Genomic DNA, 18,438 nt, shown 5'->3' on the forward strand with positions numbered 1-18,438 from the left:
ATTGATCTGTACAACTGCGGCTTACCACCTCATCAAATGAATCAGTTTCAATCAAATTCAAAGGGAGTCTGGGCACTGGAAGTTTGTGCAAACGGCTATGAATCAGCGCTGGCTGCACAGCAAGGCGGAGCTATCCGTGTGGAGTTTTGCGATAATCTCGCTGAAGGCGGTACCACCCCGAGTTATGGTCAGCTTGCCCTGGCCAAGAGAAATCTTGATATCGAAATCTGGCCGATTATTCGTCCCAGAGGAGGAGATTTTTTATACTCTGATATTGAGTTTAACTTGATGAAAGAGGATGTAAAAAACTGTAAGGCATTAAATTGTGATGGAATAGTCACTGGTTTATTGAATGCGGATGGTAGCATTGATAAAGTACGTACTGCCGAATTAATAGAACTGGCCAGGCCCCTCCCCGTTGCTTTTCACCGGGCGTTTGACATGACCAACAACATGGAAAAGGCGCTTGAAGATCTGATTGAACTGGGGATTGTAAGGGTGTTAAGCTCCGGTGGAGAAACCACTGCATCCAAGGGCGCAGAAACCTTAGCCAGGTTGGTTGCACAAGCACATGGTAGAATTAGCATTATGCCCGGTGCCGGAATCAATGAAAATAATATCACTGAACTAATTCAGCGAACGGGTGCAACTCAGTTTCATGCTTCAGCCAAAACTTTCGTGGGCAGTAAAATGGTTTTCAGAAATGAGTCGGCAAAAATGGGAACCATCGATGATGAATACCAGTATGAGCTAACATCGCCCGAAAAAGTCGAAGCCCTGGTTAACGTAATTCAATCATTTTCGAATTCCTGAGCAATCAGGCTTTTGCCTGATCTCCGCTTCCCGGTATGAAATGAAGTCCCGGGGTAAGGTAGTGAAGTAAAATCACTCTCGAGTACCGGTAATTAAAAGGCGAACATAACAGCACACCGAATAAAATCAAGCCCACATAGTACCACAGATTTTCATAAACCAAATCCAGTCCCAGTACATACGATGCCACTCCTATAGTAATGATTTCGGCCACGTTCATCGCGTAACTCACAAACATGGCAACATAAAAAAAGCCGGGCTCCCGCTCAAATTTAAGATTGCAGTGCGGACAGTTTACATTCGTTTTCTGAAGTCTGAAAGAATACGCGTTCCCGGAAAAAATTTCTCCTTTACGGCAACGTGGACATTTGCACTGAATAAAAGCCTGAAATTTAGATAGCTCTGCCATGATGTATTTATTTATAGTACAAATGTAGGTTTTTAAAACGCCCTGCATTATGACCTATATCATGTTTTGAACAATATTTTAAAGACTAAGGTTTTACTATTTTCCCTTTAATGGTTTGGATCTTCCCTTTTTCTGCAAGCAATTTTACGCCCCTGATTACGGTTTCAACCCTCAGTCCGGTCATATCAGCCAGATCCTGTCGCGTAACCTTCAGGTGGTCACCCGGTTTCATATCCGCCAATAGATAATTGATCATGGTGAGCAGCCGGTGTTCAGCTTTTTCACTGGCAAGCTCCTCCAGCATCATCGATTTATAAAACAACCTGTTGCTTAACGTGTGGATCAGCTCCAGACTGAAATTAGGTTCATTTCCAATCAGGCCGAAAAACTGTTCCCTGTCCACACGAACAATCTCCGAATCTTTACTTGCGATGGTGTAAGCCAGGTAACGGCGGTTTAAAATCAGCGCAGGCTCACCGAAGTATTGGCCAGTTTTAAAAATGCCCTGAATAAACTCCTTGCCATCTTCACTAACCGTAACCATCCGCACTTCACCCGACTTAATGAAATACACATAACGTGGAAGCGCGCCCGGCTCGTAAATTACCGCATCCTTTGGATATTCCTTAGGCATAAAGCCTTTATTAATGATGTGCTGAATACCCATAAATGCGTGTACCCTTAACCTAAGGTTTCTTTCATTAAGTTCGTATAAAACTGTTTCAGGCTAATGCCCATTGCAGCCACCTGCTGCGGAATAAAACTGGTTGCCGTTTGGCCAGGGATGGTATTAATCTCGATAAAATAAAATTTACCTGTACCTTCTTCCAGAAAATAGTCTACACGGACAACACCCCTGCAGTTCAATTTAACATAAATATCTTTAATAATCTGGTGCACCCTGGCGTATTCCTCATCGTTCATATCGCCGGGTGTAATTTCCTTAGTTGCCCCCGGGGTATATTTGGCCTCAAAATCGAAAAATTCATTCGAAGGAATTACTTCGGTGGTTGGCAAAACGGTAATCTCTCCGTTGGCCTTAAATACACCAATGGAAAACTCCCTTCCGCTCACAAATTCTTCTATTAAGATCTGATTATCTTCTTTAAATGCTTTTTCAATCGCTTCATCCAGGTCGTCGGCATGTTTAACTTTGGTCATCCCGATACTGCTGCCGCCACTATTTGGTTTTACGAAATAAGGTAGCTTTAAATCTGCTTTGATTTGGCTAACACTATAATCTCCCCCCTTAAAAATCTGTACCGATCTGGCAACGTTTAAATTTGGAATACCATCCACAATGGCTTTTGTATAACCTTTATTCATCGTGATGGACGAGGTAAGCGCATCGCAGGTAGTATAAGGGATATTGAGCATATCAAAGTAGCCCTGAAGTTTACCATCTTCACCCGGAGCACCGTGGATGGCAATGAAAACGCCTTCAAACTTTATTTTGCGACCTTCCAGTGTAATCGAAAAATCGTTCTTATCAACTGCTATCTTCACCGAATCTGCAGGCTCGTAAAACCAGCCCTTATCATTGAGCATAATCTTATAAACATCGTACAAGTCGGAGTCGATATTTTGCGCAATCGTAGCCGCACTTTTTACCGAAACTACCCATTCGCCTGTAGTGCCGCCTGTTAACAATGCAATAGTCTTTTTCATGATGAAAATCCTTTATATAAATAGAAATTGATAAGTAAATATATCCTCAAAAATATAAATATCTTTGTGCTTTATTTAATTTTGAGCAACAGAAATAGAAATTGATGGTATCGTATTTGCGGTTATTGAATCGCAAACCATTCATTGATGACTATTGAAAAATTAAATAAGTACATTTGATTTTATACGAATAAACCCCAGCATTTACCATTCATGTCTAAATTTATAGATTATTTAAAAACCAAGTCTTTCAGAAGCAATCTATTAGCCGCAGTATTAACCGTGATTGGCCTTTTGCTGATTGCATTTTTCAGTCTGAGATATTACACTAAACACGGTCAGGGACTAAACGTACCAACAGTAAAAGGTTTGTCTTTTGAACAGGCTGTTCAGAAACTGGAAGAGGCGGGTTTAAAATATGAAGTTGATTCTGTTTTCATCATGGACCAGCCTGCAGGCATTGTGATTGATCAGGATCCCGATCCTAATACTTTTGTTAAAGATAACAGAACCATTTACCTGACCATCAATGCGGGTAAAATACCAAATACCAAATTCCCTGATATTGCATTTAAAACATTGAGGGAAGCACAGGCCATTATTGAAAGTTCCCGGTTAAAACTGGGTGATACCACCTACAAACCCGACGTAAGCAGAGATGTAGTATTGGAAGCCTCTTTTGGCGGCGCACCCATCCAACCCGGAGACATCATCCCCGTAGGATCAAGAATTAATCTGGTACTGGGTGATGGCAGAGGTAACGAAGAAGTAGATGTACCACAGCTGGTGGGCTTAACCGTAGATGAAGCTAAATTCAGCTTGAAAGGTTCCAATTTAACTTTGGGCAATATCATCTACGAAGGCGCCATCACCGACAGCGCAAATGCAGTAATCACCAGGCAAGATCCTATGCCTGCCGATTCCTTAACCAAGGTAGCCATCGGAACAAAAATTAATATTACCTTATCTAATAAACAACCATAACTTTCCGTTAAAGAGAAATGACTGATACAGAAAAAAAGACCATGAGTACTGGAAAAAAAGTTTCGATAACCATCGCCCTGATCATTGTACTGGTGGCGGGTTATTTTGCGTTAAACCTGTACCGCCTGTACTTTGCCCCTAACATTACTGAGAACCAGAAATATTTATATATTAAAACCGGGAGTAGTTACGATCAGCTGGTGGCTAACCTGAAACAAAAAGACATCGTAAAAAGTATCTCAGCCTTCACCGCTGCGGCCGGAAAAATGAACCTGGCAAATAATGTAAAGCCGGGCCGCTACCGCTTAACACATGGCATGACGAACAGAACGCTGATCAATATGATTAAAGCAGGCAACCAGGATCCCGTTAAGCTGAAGTTTCAAAATATCCGTAAAAAAGAAAACTTTGCAGCCTATCTGGCCAGCAATCTTGAAGCCGATTCCCTCAGCTTTATTCAGGTGCTGGACTCCACTGCACTCATTAGTAAATATGGCTTCAATCAGGATAATATCTATGCGATGTTTATTCCAAACACCTATGAAATGTACTGGAATATCTCGCCTGTTGAATTCTTTGAACGTATGCACAAGGAATATGATTCCTTCTGGAATGCTGAGCGCAAACAGAAGGCAGCCAGTTTAAATCTGACACCGGCGCAGGTCTACACCCTTGCATCCATAGTAGATTCCGAAGCACTTTACGATAAAGAAATGCCCATCATTGCCGGTTTATATCTGAACAGGTTAAACAAAGGTATTTTATTGCAGGCAGATCCTACTGTAATTTTTGCCAATAACGATTTCACCGTAAAAAGGGTAACCGGTAAGTTGCTTCAGGTGCAATCGCTTTACAATACTTACAAATATGCAGGTTTGCCTCCGGGCCCGATCATGATGCCAAGCATCAAAGCCATCGATGCCGTATTAAACCGTGATCAGAACAATTATATTTACATGTGTGCCAAAGAAGATTTTTCAGGATACCACAATTTTGCCGAAACCAAAGCACAACATGAAATTAACGCCAGGAAATATCGCGAAGCTTTAAATAAAAGAAATATCTTCAGATAATGTTTACTTACGAAACTAAAGTGAGGGTTCGCTATGCTGAAACCGATCAAATGGGTGTAGTACACCACGGTAACTACGCTCAATATTATGAAATTGCCCGAACGGAATGCTTTGAAGCCTGTTCAGGCATGTCCTACGAATCAATGGAAGCTGAAGGGGTTATGCTCCCTATTCTCGAAATGACCTCGAAGTTTTTGAAGCCTGCTTTATATAATCAGGTGTTAACAGTAAAATCGATTGTAAAAGGTTTGCCGACCGTACGGCTAAAGGTCGATTACGAGATATATAATGAGTCAAACGAGTTGATTAATATCGCTTCAACCACACTGGTTTTCGTAGACAAGGTAACAAGAAGACCTTGCCATCCGCCAAAAAGTTTTATGGAGCATGTTAGTCAATACTTTTAGTTAATTCAATGGAATGGTTACACCGGCAATTATTACATCTTAAGTTCTATTCGAGGTTTATCGAATGGACTAAAGGATGCATATTACCCGGATTTAGCCCGCTTCCACTGTATACAGTTGCCACTTTCTTTTTTCGGGAAATAGGAAAAGACACCCTGGTAAATAAATCCTCTTCACTGGCGTACAGCTTTATGCTGGCCATTTTTCCAGGGATTATCTTCCTCTTTACACTCATCCCATTTATCCCGATCAATGGATTCCAGGATCAGCTGCTGAACTTAATTCAGCTGGTGTTGCCCCGCAATGCCTACGAAGCCTTTGAAACAACACTAAAAGATATTGTTAAAAACCAGAATACAGGATTACTATCTTTCGGATTTTTATCAGCTATATTTTTTGCTACCAATGGCGTTAAAAACCTGATGAAAGCTTTCAACAAGTCGTCCCTGATCATCGAAACGCGGAGCTGGCTCAGGCAGCGCCTCATTGCCTTTATTCTTACTTGTGTTATCTGCTTCTCTATTATCGTGTGCATCAGCGCCATGGCTATTGGTGAGGTACTGTTAACGAGTATTAAGGATGAGTTACACATCAAAGCAGGCTTACTGGTTTACATCATTCAGTTTTCGCGTTGGGCAATTCTGGCCGTGTTGTATTTCACCACCATCTCCATTTTATACCGTTATGGGCCATCACATACCAAAAAATGGAAGTTATTTAGTGCCGGTGCCTGGTTAGCTACCCTCCTGGCATTTGTGACCATCTGGGGCTTTTCTTTTTATATTAATCACTTTGCTTCATACAATAAAGTTTACGGATCCATAGGTACTTTAATCGTGATTATGATCTGGTTGTACCTCAACTCCCTCATTCTGCTGATTGGTTTTGAGCTGAATGCGAGTGTTGATGTGAGTAAAAGAAGCGTGAAGATTATCCGGCCCACCTTCAATTTATTCAAAAAATCAGCTCCTATCGAGGATGATTTGCATAAGAAATAATTTTTTCCTCCTCATTGTTAAGTAATTATCAATTTAATATAAAAAAAAGACCTCCGCAGTTTGCAGATTTAACCAGAGTTCGTACTTTTGCCTCCGGAAAGCTGGCAGAGTGGTCGAATGCGGCAGTCTTGAAAACTGTTGACTGTAACAGGTCCGGGGGTTCGAATCCCTCGCTTTCCGCACAAAAAACGAAAGCCCGACGATAGTCGGGCTTTCGTTTTTTTCAATCCACCTAATGTCTACCTCAACTCCACCTTTTCTCTACGTCCAATCTACACCAACCTGCGGTTAGTTCCGGGATAACCTCGAGTCAACTGGCCAACGAACTCAAGAGGACAGCATCCCTCCCACAAAAAAAGGATGCCCATCATCAATGAACATCCTTTTCTTAATTCCTGTACAAACTAACTACAGACCTTACAAAGTAGTGGTCCCCCAGGATAATTAATTTACATGCTGGATCGCTGTGATTAATCCACCTTCAACTTTTAATCCTCTCGTTGCTGTGCGTGTTGACGCATTTATCTTGTAAACCCAGGTAGTACCATCAGTTAAGTTTACCCCAACGTATCCTGTTGTTCCATCTTTTGGCGAATAATTAGTAGTTGTAATGCTGGCAACGCTTGCTGCATCAGGAAAGCCGCTTACCAGGTTTACTGTTTTAGCAGATACGTCCACAACTGCAAGTCTTTTACCTGTGGTATAAGCACCTTTAGTCGCCTTTGGTTCAACATTGGCTATAAATTTATTCGCACCAACATATAACCAGTTGGTAATTACATAACCGTTTGAAGCGGCTTCAAAATCCATGTAGTAAGTTTGATCAAACTCAGTAGTTCCAGATTTAATCCTGGTAATTGCAGATGGTTTCGTAGAAGTATATACACCACCCTTAACAGCCACAGATGATGAAAACGCATATGTATCGCCATTTTCAACTACGCCTAAGCCATCAGTAAAGTACCTGCCAATAAAACTTGTTCGGGTGTCCTTAATGGTTTTTTCGTAGGTCATTGAAGGATATGAATAAACTGCAATACCTGCATAATCCGGGTACTCGGTTTCAAAAGTACGGCCGGTGATGGAGAAGAATGGCGCAAACACCTTCGTGCCAACCTGAGTCAACCAGCTAAAGTGAGCAATTTCGCCATTACCAGATGGTACAACAGCATCTAAAGTACCCTCAGCGGTTTGTTTGTTCGTTTCCGAACTCACAATATACCAGTTAGCCAGAGTTGCCCCTGTAGCAGCATAAGTTCTGGGAACCTTAACCATCAGGATATCATTGTTTACAGGCGCAAAGGCCTGAACAGTGGCAGCTGTAAAATCATTTAGTTTGGTCAGTTTACCACTTTGAACCCCGTAAACGGTTACAGCACCAGGATTTCCCTGACCGTATAACATACTGAAAAACTTATTGCCCAGAGTTACATAGTAGCGGTATGTACCATCTTGTTCTACACCATTACCGATAATAGAAACTGATCCCGATTCAAGGTTGCTTGCCGTTACCAGATAGTCGGCAACGCCTGTCGAAGCTACAGGAGTAACTGCAAGTACATAGTTGCCCGGATTTTCAGGAACGTCATCATTGCTTTTTTTACACGCACTAAATGCAGCCGTAAATGCCAGCGCTACCAGCGCTTTTGTAATTGTTGATTTCATATTGGTTTTTTTAAATGATTAAGATTTATTAATGAAGTACCGAAGGTTGAGGTAAAAACCACGACCAGGTTTTTGCAAGCTGAAATTGTCGAACAGCGGTTTGTCGGTAATATTTCTCGCTTCAAATGATATGTTGTAGCGGCCGTTTTTCATGCTGTACACGAAATTTAGATCATGAGCCAATTGCATAGGAATCACTTTTTTATCTGCGCTCGCCTCTTTGCTTCCCAGACTTGGCCAGTATAGCCAGAATGCATGGACGTATAGTAAATTATAGCCTATCGTTAAGTTGTTGCCTTTTTTGCCGAAATCGGTCAAGGTGGTACTTACATCGGTATTACCAAAGAGATATGGGATATTTGGCATCTGGTCAAGGTAAACTGGACTTTCGCCATTGTAACCCGGCTCGTATTGCTGTAAGTTCTGCAAATACTGATAGGTAATGGTTGTTCCTGCAGATAACCAGTTCTTATAAGAGTATCGTATTTCTGCATCTGCTCCAAGGGTACGAACGCCTTCCCTGTTATCTGCAATCGTTTTAGTCTGGTTATTGTTAAGCCTGTTATAAATAAAATCGGCAGAATAACGGTAAACACCATTAGCAGTTACCGAAAAGCGGTTGATTTCGTTAACCTGAAAATTATAAATTAAACCTACATTCAGATTATCACTTCTCTCAGGCTTTAATGCAGGATTAGCTTCCTGATTTTCAAGGTCACCAAAAATTTCGGTTGCCTCAGGCATTCTGTTCGTGAGTTCGTAAGAAGTTCTGAGCTGTACATTCCGGTTGAAGAAGTAAGCTAAAGCAAGTCCGTAACCCAACTTCTCGGTCGAAGACGAGATGCCTCTACTGCCAATCACATTATTCTGATAGATATATTTCCCGAAAACACTGCTGCTCCATTTGTTATCTACAGCATAGCTATAACCGAAACCCAGTACATTTTTGTTCACTTTTTTAGCCGGATCTAAAGCGTTGTTAGCCGGATAGAGAATATTGTCCGTTTTGCGGTTAAAAGTGGAAAATACATTGTTTACAGCTACAGAATGATGAGGCGCAATCTGATAGCTGACCATTGCTGTAGCCAGACCATTGTTATTGGTAAACTTGGAAAGCTGACCACCTTCGCGCTCCCCCATGGTGGCCTTTGGATCACGTATACCATCCCAGTCATATTTCGCATAGGCCGTATCAATCGTTTTTTCGAAACCCAGATTATAGTTGGCATTTAGCGTTACATCTAAACCCTTAACCAAATTGGATTTTTTGTATTTTAATGATGGCATAATTATCGTTCCGCGCCTGTGCAGCTGGCCGAAAACAGCATCAGGCCTTGCCCCTGTTTGTATCTCCTTGTAGTTTTGTCCCAGCGTAATGCCCAGCAGAAGATTATCAGCAAACTTTTTACCTACCAGGCCAACATTTGCAATCAGCGTTTCGTTATGGTAGGTATCATTGAACCTCCTTAAAGAAGTTGCCGTAGTTCCCTGAACGTTTGCAAGCAAGCGCTGCGGTAAATCTGTCTTATAATCATTATCCGAATAATTCTGAAACGCACTCAGTTGAAAAGTAACCCCCGATTTTGTAGTTGCAGCAGCATTAACCACCGAACGGTGGGTGTTGAAGCTTCCATACGAATACGATGCATCGATATAATTCCTTTTAGTGTTCCCGGTTACAATGTTTACCGCACCGCCCAACGCATCTGAGCCCAGCCACATCGGCACTACGCCTTTGTATACCTCTACCCTTTCTGCCACATTAATTGGAATATTATTGATCTGGAAAGAAGATCCGAAATTATCCATCGGGATCCCGTCAATAAAATAGCGGATATGATTTCCGGAGAAGCCATTCAACGAAACATTGAAGCTCGATCCTACTCCACCGGTTTCGCGTACACGTACACCGGCAACCTTATCCAGCGCACCCGAAATATCCAGCGTGGTGTTGTAAAGTTTTGTCGCATCGATAGCCGTAACATTAAATGCCTGGCGGTTTACCTCCTGCGCTTTCGTGCGGCCCAGTACGTTTACTGTTTCCATTTGAGCTGCATCTTCAGCAATAGTCACGTTCAGTTTGAAGTCCTGTCCCGCATTCAGTCTGATGTCCCTCTTTTGTATTTTGAAGCCTATTGCGCTGATGTGAATGCTGTAAGCACCGGGTGCAATGTTCGTGATACGGAAAACGCCGTTAGCATCCGAGATTGTTCCATAGTTTAATTTTTGAATTTTGATGGTGGCCCCTGGAATGGGGTCGCCATTATCCCCTTTAACAACTCCTGAAACAGTGGCGGTTAAATTTTGGGCGTAGCTGAAAATTACGTAGGCACATAGTATACCCGTTAGCAAAATTTTCTTAATTTGCATGACTTTTAACAGAGATTAAAGGTGAGCCGGTTTCCGGTTAGCCACACGGGTCCGAAACCGTGTGGCATTTTTTTTATGTCGCAAATATAGGGGTTATTTAGACTTGATCCAAATAAGAAAGATTAAATGTCCAATCAACTTAAAGCTCTTGAAAACGAATGTGTTAAGGGCATCCGCTGCTTAAATCACCCAAAAATGTTACAATATGGTGCAAATGATCATCAATACAAGCTGCCATTCTAGCGAATGGATGAGGAGAAATCCTGAGAAAAAGAAAAAGGGTTAGCCATTTCAATGGCCAACCCTTTTTCAATATAGGTGGTGTTAAATCTCTTTATGCTTTCGTAGCGCTTTTCGATTCGCTCTTTTTAATCTGTGCATTGATGCGGTCCAATACATCGTAAATGTCGAATGGTTTACTGATATAATCGTCAGCGAACGCATCTATTGCCTTCTGCTCACTGTTATTCTGTGCCGACATCACAATAATCGGAATGTGTTTAGTAAATATATCTGTTTTTAAATCCTCGCAAATCTCTGCGCCGTTACCATCTGGTAACATCACATCCAATAAGAAAAGATCAGGCATGGCATCCTGAATGTTTTGTTTCAATTCTGCAAATGATGATGAAAGCTGAAGTTCAAAGCCTTCTTCCTCTAATAAAATCTGAATTACATTTCTAATTTCCTGATCATCTTCAAGGATGTGTATTCTCTTTTTTTCCATTTCTCAATTATACGTTTGGGTTAATTCGAATAGGGTTGGTTTCTATACGATAGTAACAGTAACACCTAAACCCTCTAAATGTTTTACAATTTGTTCAGAAATTCCTTTATCTGTGATAATGTGATCTATTTCTTCCAGTCCGCAGATCTTTCCAAATCCCCTTTTACCGAATTTAGTAGAATCAGCCAGTACAATCGTCTTCTGCGACACACTGATCATCTTCCTGTTCAAATGGGCCTCCATGGCATTGGTAGTGGTTAAACCAAAATCCAGGTCTATTCCATCCACACCTAAAAACAGTTTGTTAAAATAAAAATCCTGCAGGATCATGTCTGCATAAGGACCTAAAACTGACGATGAACTTTTACGTAAAATCCCGCCCAGTTGAATAACTTCAACATTTGGTTCCCTTTGCAGTTCAAGCGCTACGTTCAATGCCGAAGTAACAACAGTTAAATTTGCTGTTGGTGTAATGTTTTTTGCAAAATAAAGGACTGTTGTACCTGATGCAATGGCAATGGAATCATTATCGTTTAACAGCGCCGCCGCCGCCGCTCCTATCTTGTTTTTTTCAGATGATTGTATCTTCTCTTTCTCATTTACCGGGCGGTCAACAGTGTACGGATTGTTAACGGTGGCGCCCCCGTGTGTTCTAAAAAGTAAGCTCTTATCCTCCAGAAGTTTTAAATCCTTTCTTATTGTAACCGACGAAACTTTCAACTCCTTACACAAATCAACAACATTAATGTACTGGTCACGTTGTAAACGACTCAAAATAAACTGGTGCCTTTCAGCCAAATTCATCATAGATATATATAATTAACTTGGTGCAAAATAGCAATAAAAACATTCTCACAAATATTTTACATCATTATTTAATGATTTTTTAATCCTGTGCCTTGTATGCTTGTGATTTTTATTTTATATAATTACCCATTGTTTCGTTTTGTTGCATTTTGTTAATGAAGAGGTTCCATCAATCACATATTCCACCCGGTACAGTTTTCGATATCATCATCATTGGCGGTGGTGCAACCGGATTAGGAACTGCTTTAGATGCGGCCTCCAGAGGATTTAATACCCTTCTGGTCGAGCAATCTGATTTTGCCAAAGGCACCTCCAGCAGAAGTACCAAACTGGTTCATGGAGGGGTGCGCTACCTGGCACAGGGTGATGTCGATCTCGTAAAACATGCCTTAAAAGAACGTGGCCTTCTGTGTCACAATGCCCGGCACCTTGTCAGTAAAGAAGAGTTTCTGATCCCTTGTTACAGCTGGTTTTCGGTAATTAAATACCTTGCCGGACTCACATTATACGACTGGCTCGCAGGGAAATACAGTTTTGGAAAGTCGAAATACTTTTCCCGAAAAAAGAGTATAGCCAAAATGCCTGGTATAAAAGAAAAGGGCTTAAAGGGATGTATCAGATACTATGACGGGAAATTTGACGATGCCCGCCTGGCCGTTAATCTGGCGCAAACGGCCGTGCGATACGATGCGACATTGCTTACATATACCAAAGTTACCGGATTAACCACAGCCAGTAGCGGAAACATCAATGGTGTGGTAACGGAGGATGTGATTACAGGTAGTAAATCAATCTTCAGCGCCAGGGTTGTGATCAATGCCACGGGTGTGTTTGTGGATGATATCATCAAAATGAGTAGTGCGCAGGCCCGGCCAATGGTTCGCCCCAGTCAGGGAGTACATATTGTACTGCACAAGCACTTCCTGAACACTGAGGCAGCGCTCATGATTCCCAAAACCTCTGATGGCAGGGTTTTATTTGCTGTTCCCTGGCATGGTCATGTTTTGGTGGGCACTACCGATACCCCTTTAAGGGAACATCTTCTGGAGCCCCGGGCACTTCAGGAAGAGATTGATTTTATTTTAAAAACCGCAGGATTATACCTTACACAAAAGCCATTGGCTGAAGATATACTCAGCGTATTTTCCGGACTCCGGCCATTGGCGGCAACTACCAACTCCGCAAAGAAAAGCACAAAGGAAATCAGCAGAGACCATAAGCTGGTTGTATCGCCCCAAAACCTGATCACCATCACTGGAGGTAAATGGACTACCTATAGAAAAATGGCAGAGGAAACCGTAGAACTGGCCGTCAGCCGCGCAGAGCTGCAATCCAGGACTTGTGTCACCCACAACCTCACCATTCACGGTTCAACGGAAGCGACTGACTGTCACTATCTGAATATCTATGGTACCGACCGGCTAAAGATAGAGCAACTGATCATGGAGAATCCTGCACTAAATCAGAATCTTCATCCCGGTTTCCCCCACGTGCAGGCAGAGGTGGTATGGATCGCGCAACATGAAATGGCTGAAACGGTGGAGGACATACTAGCGCGCAGGCTAAGAGTACTATTTGTAGATGCGAAAGCTGCAAAAGAGATGGCTCCCACCGTCGCTAAACTTATGGCTACCGTTTTTCAGTTCGACCAGGCCTGGGAACAAGCTCAGGTGCAGCAATTCCACGAGGTGGCCAATGGCTATCTCGGCGACTTCCAATTCTCAGCAAAATCGCTATCTTTGGAATCAGGTGATCAATGTTAATCTGATCTCAACAGCTAATCCAAATATAGTGCAAGATTTTTTCTTATTTATCGATACTGAAACTTCCGGTTTGCCAAAAAACTGGTCGGCTCCCTACGATAAGGAAAAGAATTGGCCCTATATTATACAGTTAGCCTGGGTGATTTTTGATCAGGAATACCGGGAGGTTAAGCGCGCTAATTATTTTATCAAGTGTAGCGATTTTAAAATTGAAAAGTCATCACAGAAAATACACCATATTACAGAAGCATTTCTGATGATCAATGGTGGTTCGCGTGAGGTGGCACTCGAAGCTTTAAATCAGGACCTGATCAGTTATCAGCCATTGGTTGTCGGCCATTTTATGGAGTTCGATTACCACATGGTCAACGCCGAGCATCAGCGCATCGGGAAACCGACTGAATTGAACCATTTACCGTTGTTTTGTACCATGAAAGCGAGTGCACCCTTTGTAACAAACCCCTCAAAAGAGCTTTTAAAGCTTAATGAGTTTTACGAGGCCTTATTTAATGAAGAGCCTGAAGCTTTTCATCAGGCCCTTGCCGATGCATTTAATACCTCGCGTATTTTTTTCGAGCTTAAAAGAATGGGTAAAGTGACAGCGGAAAGCATTACTAAACAGAATAATAATTTTACCATTAACCATAAAGGCTCAAAACCGGAAACTGCTAAAAGTTTTATCAGCCGGTTATTTTCATTTTAATCTATGGATGAAAACTTCAGCAAATCACAGGAAGACGTCGCCGCCTCACTGGTAGCAGCCGTGAGCGATCAAACTGCCGTATCCAGTAATTATTTACTTGCTGATCAGCTTTATAATACCAGGATCAACGATCTCGCCTATAAAAAGATCATCAGTTGCCTGCCTGAAACCCCAATATATCTGGCGGCACAACAGATGGCCGCCAATAAAACCAGCTGTCTTTTCATCAGAAATCACAATCACGAATATTTAGGCTTCGTGACCGATATTACGCTTCGCGATCGGGTAATTGCCACCCAACTGGATTCGCAATCGCCCATCAGTAACATAATGGACGAAAATATTGTGAGCATAGCCAGTGATGTATATGTGTATGAAGCACTCCTGCTCATGTTTAATACCAAATCGCGCTACCTGCTCGTTAAAAACGGACATGAATATGTAGGTTTTCTCAGTAAAAACAGGTTATTAAGTGAACAGGCCCAATCTCCTCTGGTCTTCATCCAGTCGGTGAAATCAGCAGCCAATACCACCGATTTAAGGTCCAAATGGCGCAAAGTGCCCGGCATCGTTGCCCAGCTGCTCGCCCGTGGCGTACATGCCGAAATTGTAAACGAGGTGGTAACAACCATTGCTGATGCCATTTCCAATAAAATCATTGAGGATGTGATTGCTAAACTCGGTCCTCCACCAGCTAAATTTGTTTTTATGGTATTGGGTAGCGAAGGACGAAAAGAACTTACGCTTAAAACCGATCAGGATAACGCCATTATTTATGAGGACACACCTGAAGAGAACAGGGCAATGGTACGGACCTATTTTCTTGATTTTGCCACGCAGGTTTCTGATAAGTTAAACTACGTTGGTTTCGTATACTGCGATGGAGATTATATGGCCACCAACCCCAACTGGACCCACTCCCTGTCGCACTGGAAATACAATTACAAAAACTGGATTGAAGAGGCCTTACCCGAAGCTGCCGTGAAGTTTGCCGCTTTCTTTGATTGCCGGGCCATTTATGGCGACTATAGTATTATGCAGGAGCTGCGGCTGTTCGTTGATGATGAGCTTAAAAAACCGATAGAGAAATTCTATGTATACCTGGCCAAAAATGCTTTGCTGTATGAGCCACCCCTCACCTATTTTAGAAACATCAGAACACAGAAAATAGCAAGTAAAGAGGTTTTTGATATCAAAACAGCCATGACGCCGATTGTGGATCTGGTGCGCGTGTATGCGCTGCAAAATCGGATCTTTCAGAAAGAAAATACCGGCGAACGCCTGAGGGCATTGAAAGACATGGGCGTATTTAATGATACACAATTCAACGAGCTGATGCAGTCTTACTACTACCTGATGGGCTTGCGTTTGAAAAATCAGTCGCGACAAATTATTGATGCACGTGCCGCCCCCAATAATTTCATCGAAATCAACAGCCTCACTAAAATTGATAAGGTTACCCTGATCGAAATTTTTAAAACCATTCAGAATTTCCAAAGCGGGATTAAAATGAGGTTCACCAACAGCCTGGGCTAATGGATTTGGTTATGCTTCGAAAAGCTTAAAACAAATACCCGATCAAAATCCCGATCAGCACAATAACCGGCGGACTGATTTTAGTGAAATTCAACAGCAGAAAAGTAGCCACCATAATGCCCATAAAAAGCCAGTTAAGGCTCATGGGGATTAATAAAAGGATAAATGCCGCAATGATAAAGCCTACACTTACGGCATTGATACCAGATAAACTATGACGGATTCTGGATATCTTTTTTAAATCATCCCAGAACGGAACAATAAACAGCACCAGGATTAATCCCGGCAGGTTAATCCCGATCACCCCAATTAAACCGCCCAGTATTTGTCCGGTCATGCCATAGCCAAAATTTCTCATGCTCAGGGCACCCAGATAACTGGTGAAAGAAAACGTAGGGCCCGGCAGTGCTTGCTGTAAGGCAAACCCCGATAAAAAACCGGAAGAGCTCAGGTAGTGCTTCATCTCTACAAACTCGGTAAACATCAGTGGCACCAATACCTGCCCGCCACCAAACACCAGGATCCCGTTACGGTAAAAGTTTTCCAGTAAACGTATAGGCAAACTGAAAGGAGATGTTCTGTTAATTACCGCACCAACCATCGCAAACAGCAGCAGCGCACCCAGAAAGTAAATCATTTTTCTCGGGTTGATGTTGGAGAATAACTTTACCCGGAGCTCGGTTTCTTCTTTCGGTGTTTCAATAGCCGAAGAAATAATTCCCCCTACCAGAATGGCCAGCGGAAAAACATAAGCGTTGCGTAATACAAATGTAGCCACCACTGCACCGACAGCCAGAAATACAGATACCTGCGAAGTGAGTACTTTTTTGCCCAGTTGCCAGGCACCATAGGCCACAATTCCCAGCGCAATGGGCTGAATGTATTCTAATATATCATTAAACTTCTGCTTCTGATCCAATAAGGCATAACTGATGGCGGCAAAAGTCATGACCGCTGCCGTAGGCAAAATCCAGATTAGAAAGGTGATAACAGCCAGTTTAAGCTTACCTACTTTCCAGGCAATACCAACTAAAGTTTGCGTAGAGGCCGGCCCCGGAAGTACCTGAGCCAATGCATTTAATTCTAATAACTCCTCCTCTGAAATGAACTTGGTACCCTGCACAAAGTATTTTAAAAGAAGTGCCAGATGTGCCTGCGCACCACCAAAGGAGGTAAACGTAAAAAAGATAACATTTCTGATGAAAAGCCACTGCCTCTTGGCGGCTATAGGTTTTGCCGGACTAATCATCTTCGTAATCCAGGCCTGCTGCGGTATTGTAAGCGCCTTGTAACTCCGAGAATGCATGCATATCCCGCTTGTTCCGGGCTACCACCATCCCTTTCTGGTAAACTTCAATCGCCTTCTCTTTCTGATTGTCTTTTTCCAGCAACTTGCCAAGGTGATAGTACGTGCCTACATAATCCGGGTGCTCATCAGTTAACTTAAGGTAAAAAGAATAGGCTTTTTCCTTATCATCCTGAGCGTTATACTCTGTGGCTAAGGCATATAATATAAACGGATCGTTAGGATCACTTTCTAAAAACTCCAATAACTTGGCTAAACGTGTAGATGACATTTTATTTCCTTGCTTTTTTAATTAAATTTGCAACAGACCTTATATATAATTCAAAACAAATATGAAACATTTATAGGCATCTTTATTGCTTGTTCAGATTCATATCACTTAAAAATCAATTTAACATATGAAAATATTAGTTTGTATCAGTAACGTGCCCGACACGACGACAAAAATAACTTTTACCAACGATAATACCGAATTCAATACTGCCGGAGTTCAGTATATTGTTAATCCTTATGATGAAATTGCATTATCAAAGGCTATTGAACTAACTGAAGGTGGTAAAGGCACCGTAACGGTGATCAACGTTGGCGAGGCAGCTAACGATCCAACCATCAGAAAGGCACTAGCCATTGGTGCCGATGATGCGGTACGTGTAAATGCTGCTCCACGCGATGCCTATTTTGTAGCAAAGCAAATTGCTTCTTACGCTACAGATAAAGATTTTGATGTGATATTAACCGGCCGGGAATCCATCGACTTCAATGGAAACCAGGTTGCCGCTATGGTTGGCGAGTTTTTAGACATCCCTTCTGTTTCCATCATCAAGAAACTCGATTATGACGGAAGCACAGCAACCATCGAAAGAGAAATTGAAGGCGGAAAAGAAGTGTTAACGGTTACAGGAAAATTTGTAGCCAGCTGCGCTGAAGGTGTTGCTGAACCTAAAATCCCGAACATGCGTGGTATCATGAGTGCCAGAACAAAACCTTTAACTGTTGTAGAGGCGGTTGCAATTGATGCCGTGACCAAAGTAACCAAATATGAAACTCCTGCCCCACGTGGTGCTGTAAAATTAATCGCTGCAGATCAGGCTGAATCTTTAATCGGACTATTACACAGCGAAGCTAAAGTAATCTAATCCGGATTTCCTGAAGGGAAATATTAATTATCCAATCGTTACACCATCCTTTTTTAAGGATCAAGAAATAAAT

General features: G+C 42.1%; 18 protein-coding genes and 1 tRNA gene. 10 read left to right on the plus strand and 9 right to left on the minus strand.

Going from position 1 to position 18,438, the window contains the following annotated elements; translation table 11 throughout:
- The first annotated feature begins 36 nt into the window (after positions 1-36).
- Entirely contained in the window at positions 37-813 is a 777-nt protein-coding gene (locus AC570I_RS16930) for a copper homeostasis protein CutC (protein WP_497406421.1), read from the plus strand.
- 4 nt (positions 814-817) lie between these two features.
- Here AC570I_RS16930 and AC570I_RS16935 read toward each other — a convergent pair whose 3' ends face one another.
- The 3 genes from AC570I_RS16935 to AC570I_RS16945 all read right to left on the minus strand — a co-directional run bounded on the left by AC570I_RS16935 (position 818) and on the right by AC570I_RS16945 (position 2,890).
- A complete protein-coding gene (locus tag AC570I_RS16935) occupies positions 818-1,222 on the minus strand; it encodes a DUF983 domain-containing protein (protein WP_316800333.1) in 405 nt (134 codons plus the stop codon).
- Between the two features lie 85 nt (positions 1,223-1,307).
- Complete coding sequence (locus tag AC570I_RS16940) at positions 1,308-1,856, minus strand: Crp/Fnr family transcriptional regulator (protein ID WP_497406422.1); 549 nt, start codon at positions 1,854-1,856, stop codon at positions 1,308-1,310.
- 47 nt (positions 1,857-1,903) lie between these two features.
- Complete coding sequence (locus AC570I_RS16945; RefSeq protein WP_497406423.1) at positions 1,904-2,890, minus strand: D-alanine--D-alanine ligase; 987 nt, start codon at positions 2,888-2,890, stop codon at positions 1,904-1,906.
- Positions 2,891-3,103: 213 nt separating this feature from the next.
- On the opposite strand from AC570I_RS16945, the gene AC570I_RS16950 reads away from it, so the two are divergent.
- The 5 genes from AC570I_RS16950 to AC570I_RS16970 all read left to right on the plus strand — a co-directional run bounded on the left by AC570I_RS16950 (position 3,104) and on the right by AC570I_RS16970 (position 6,532).
- A complete protein-coding gene (locus tag AC570I_RS16950) occupies positions 3,104-3,874 on the plus strand; it encodes a PASTA domain-containing protein (protein ID WP_316800330.1) in 771 nt (256 codons plus the stop codon).
- A gap of 41 nt (positions 3,875-3,915) precedes the next feature.
- Complete coding sequence (mltG, locus tag AC570I_RS16955) at positions 3,916-4,947, plus strand: endolytic transglycosylase MltG (protein ID WP_497406424.1); 1,032 nt, start codon at positions 3,916-3,918, stop codon at positions 4,945-4,947.
- On the plus strand, positions 4,947-5,354 hold the full coding sequence (locus AC570I_RS16960) for an acyl-CoA thioesterase (RefSeq protein ID WP_316800328.1): 408 nt from the start codon (positions 4,947-4,949) through the stop codon (positions 5,352-5,354). The genes mltG and AC570I_RS16960 overlap by 1 nt, the downstream gene beginning before the upstream one ends.
- Positions 5,355-5,362: 8 nt before the next feature.
- Positions 5,363-6,352: a YihY/virulence factor BrkB family protein gene (locus AC570I_RS16965; RefSeq protein ID WP_047800474.1), complete on the plus strand. Its 990-nt coding sequence runs from the start codon at positions 5,363-5,365 to the stop codon at positions 6,350-6,352.
- A gap of 95 nt (positions 6,353-6,447) precedes the next feature.
- Positions 6,448-6,532, plus strand: a tRNA-Ser gene (locus tag AC570I_RS16970).
- Positions 6,533-6,796: 264 nt separating this feature from the next.
- On the opposite strand, the gene AC570I_RS16975 is transcribed toward AC570I_RS16970, so the two are convergent.
- The 4 genes from AC570I_RS16975 to AC570I_RS16990 form a co-directional block, all read right to left on the minus strand.
- A complete protein-coding gene (locus AC570I_RS16975) occupies positions 6,797-8,017 on the minus strand; it encodes a DUF4374 domain-containing protein (protein WP_497406425.1) in 1,221 nt (406 codons plus the stop codon).
- Between the two features lie 18 nt (positions 8,018-8,035).
- Positions 8,036-10,387, minus strand: a complete 2,352-nt coding sequence (locus AC570I_RS16980) for a carboxypeptidase regulatory-like domain-containing protein (RefSeq protein WP_497406426.1) — start codon at positions 10,385-10,387, stop codon at positions 8,036-8,038.
- Between the two features lie 334 nt (positions 10,388-10,721).
- Complete coding sequence (locus AC570I_RS16985; protein WP_047800471.1) at positions 10,722-11,114, minus strand: response regulator transcription factor; 393 nt, start codon at positions 11,112-11,114, stop codon at positions 10,722-10,724.
- A gap of 42 nt (positions 11,115-11,156) precedes the next feature.
- On the minus strand, positions 11,157-11,921 hold the full coding sequence (locus AC570I_RS16990; protein WP_047800470.1) for a DeoR/GlpR family DNA-binding transcription regulator: 765 nt from the start codon (positions 11,919-11,921) through the stop codon (positions 11,157-11,159).
- Positions 11,922-12,076: 155 nt separating this feature from the next.
- Here AC570I_RS16990 and AC570I_RS16995 point away from each other — a divergent pair, with 155 nt between their 5' ends.
- The 3 genes from AC570I_RS16995 to AC570I_RS17005 are packed head-to-tail and all read left to right on the plus strand — an operon-like array spanning position 12,077 to position 15,923.
- Positions 12,077-13,684, plus strand: a complete 1,608-nt coding sequence (locus AC570I_RS16995; RefSeq protein ID WP_497406427.1) for a glycerol-3-phosphate dehydrogenase/oxidase — start codon at positions 12,077-12,079, stop codon at positions 13,682-13,684.
- 28 nt (positions 13,685-13,712) lie between these two features.
- On the plus strand, positions 13,713-14,387 hold the full coding sequence (locus tag AC570I_RS17000; protein WP_497406428.1) for a 3'-5' exonuclease: 675 nt from the start codon (positions 13,713-13,715) through the stop codon (positions 14,385-14,387).
- 3 nt (positions 14,388-14,390) lie between these two features.
- Positions 14,391-15,923, plus strand: a complete 1,533-nt coding sequence (locus AC570I_RS17005) for a DUF294 nucleotidyltransferase-like domain-containing protein (protein WP_497406429.1) — start codon at positions 14,391-14,393, stop codon at positions 15,921-15,923.
- 25 nt (positions 15,924-15,948) lie between these two features.
- On the opposite strand, the gene chrA is transcribed toward AC570I_RS17005, so the two are convergent.
- Complete coding sequence (gene chrA, locus AC570I_RS17010; RefSeq protein WP_497406457.1) at positions 15,949-17,172, minus strand: chromate efflux transporter; 1,224 nt, start codon at positions 17,170-17,172, stop codon at positions 15,949-15,951.
- Complete coding sequence (locus tag AC570I_RS17015) at positions 17,165-17,500, minus strand: tetratricopeptide repeat protein (RefSeq protein ID WP_047800467.1); 336 nt, start codon at positions 17,498-17,500, stop codon at positions 17,165-17,167. The genes chrA and AC570I_RS17015 overlap by 8 nt, the downstream gene beginning before the upstream one ends.
- 127 nt (positions 17,501-17,627) lie before the next feature.
- Here AC570I_RS17015 and AC570I_RS17020 point away from each other — a divergent pair, with 127 nt between their 5' ends.
- Positions 17,628-18,365 (plus strand): electron transfer flavoprotein subunit beta/FixA family protein, encoded by a 738-nt coding sequence (locus tag AC570I_RS17020; RefSeq protein ID WP_497406430.1) that lies wholly within the window; start codon positions 17,628-17,630, stop codon positions 18,363-18,365.
- Positions 18,366-18,438: the final 73 nt, after the last annotated feature.

This window comes from Pedobacter sp. A2324, assembly GCF_059693705.1.

Excerpts from the sequence above, each read along its gene's own strand:
- AC570I_RS16930 (WP_497406421.1), top strand. The coding sequence starts at position 37 with ATGAATCAGTTTCAATCAAATTCAAAGGGAGTCTGGGCACTGGAAGTT.
- AC570I_RS16935 (WP_316800333.1), bottom strand. The coding sequence starts at position 1,222 with ATGGCAGAGCTATCTAAATTTCAGGCTTTTATTCAGTGCAAATGTCCA.
- AC570I_RS16940 (WP_497406422.1), bottom strand. The coding sequence starts at position 1,856 with ATGCCTAAGGAATATCCAAAGGATGCGGTAATTTACGAGCCGGGCGCG.
- AC570I_RS16945 (WP_497406423.1), bottom strand. The coding sequence starts at position 2,890 with ATGAAAAAGACTATTGCATTGTTAACAGGCGGCACTACAGGCGAATGG.
- AC570I_RS16950 (WP_316800330.1), top strand. The coding sequence starts at position 3,104 with ATGTCTAAATTTATAGATTATTTAAAAACCAAGTCTTTCAGAAGCAAT.
- mltG (WP_497406424.1), top strand. The coding sequence starts at position 3,916 with ATGAGTACTGGAAAAAAAGTTTCGATAACCATCGCCCTGATCATTGTA.
- AC570I_RS16960 (WP_316800328.1), top strand. The coding sequence starts at position 4,947 with ATGTTTACTTACGAAACTAAAGTGAGGGTTCGCTATGCTGAAACCGAT.
- AC570I_RS16965 (WP_047800474.1), top strand. The coding sequence starts at position 5,363 with ATGGAATGGTTACACCGGCAATTATTACATCTTAAGTTCTATTCGAGG.
- AC570I_RS16975 (WP_497406425.1), bottom strand. The coding sequence starts at position 8,017 with ATGAAATCAACAATTACAAAAGCGCTGGTAGCGCTGGCATTTACGGCT.
- AC570I_RS16980 (WP_497406426.1), bottom strand. The coding sequence starts at position 10,387 with ATGCAAATTAAGAAAATTTTGCTAACGGGTATACTATGTGCCTACGTA.
- AC570I_RS16985 (WP_047800471.1), bottom strand. The coding sequence starts at position 11,114 with ATGGAAAAAAAGAGAATACACATCCTTGAAGATGATCAGGAAATTAGA.
- AC570I_RS16990 (WP_047800470.1), bottom strand. The coding sequence starts at position 11,921 with ATGATGAATTTGGCTGAAAGGCACCAGTTTATTTTGAGTCGTTTACAA.
- AC570I_RS16995 (WP_497406427.1), top strand. The coding sequence starts at position 12,077 with ATGAAGAGGTTCCATCAATCACATATTCCACCCGGTACAGTTTTCGAT.
- AC570I_RS17005 (WP_497406429.1), top strand. The coding sequence starts at position 14,391 with ATGGATGAAAACTTCAGCAAATCACAGGAAGACGTCGCCGCCTCACTG.
- chrA (WP_497406457.1), bottom strand. The coding sequence starts at position 17,172 with ATGATTAGTCCGGCAAAACCTATAGCCGCCAAGAGGCAGTGGCTTTTC.
- AC570I_RS17015 (WP_047800467.1), bottom strand. The coding sequence starts at position 17,500 with ATGTCATCTACACGTTTAGCCAAGTTATTGGAGTTTTTAGAAAGTGAT.
- AC570I_RS17020 (WP_497406430.1), top strand. The coding sequence starts at position 17,628 with ATGAAAATATTAGTTTGTATCAGTAACGTGCCCGACACGACGACAAAA.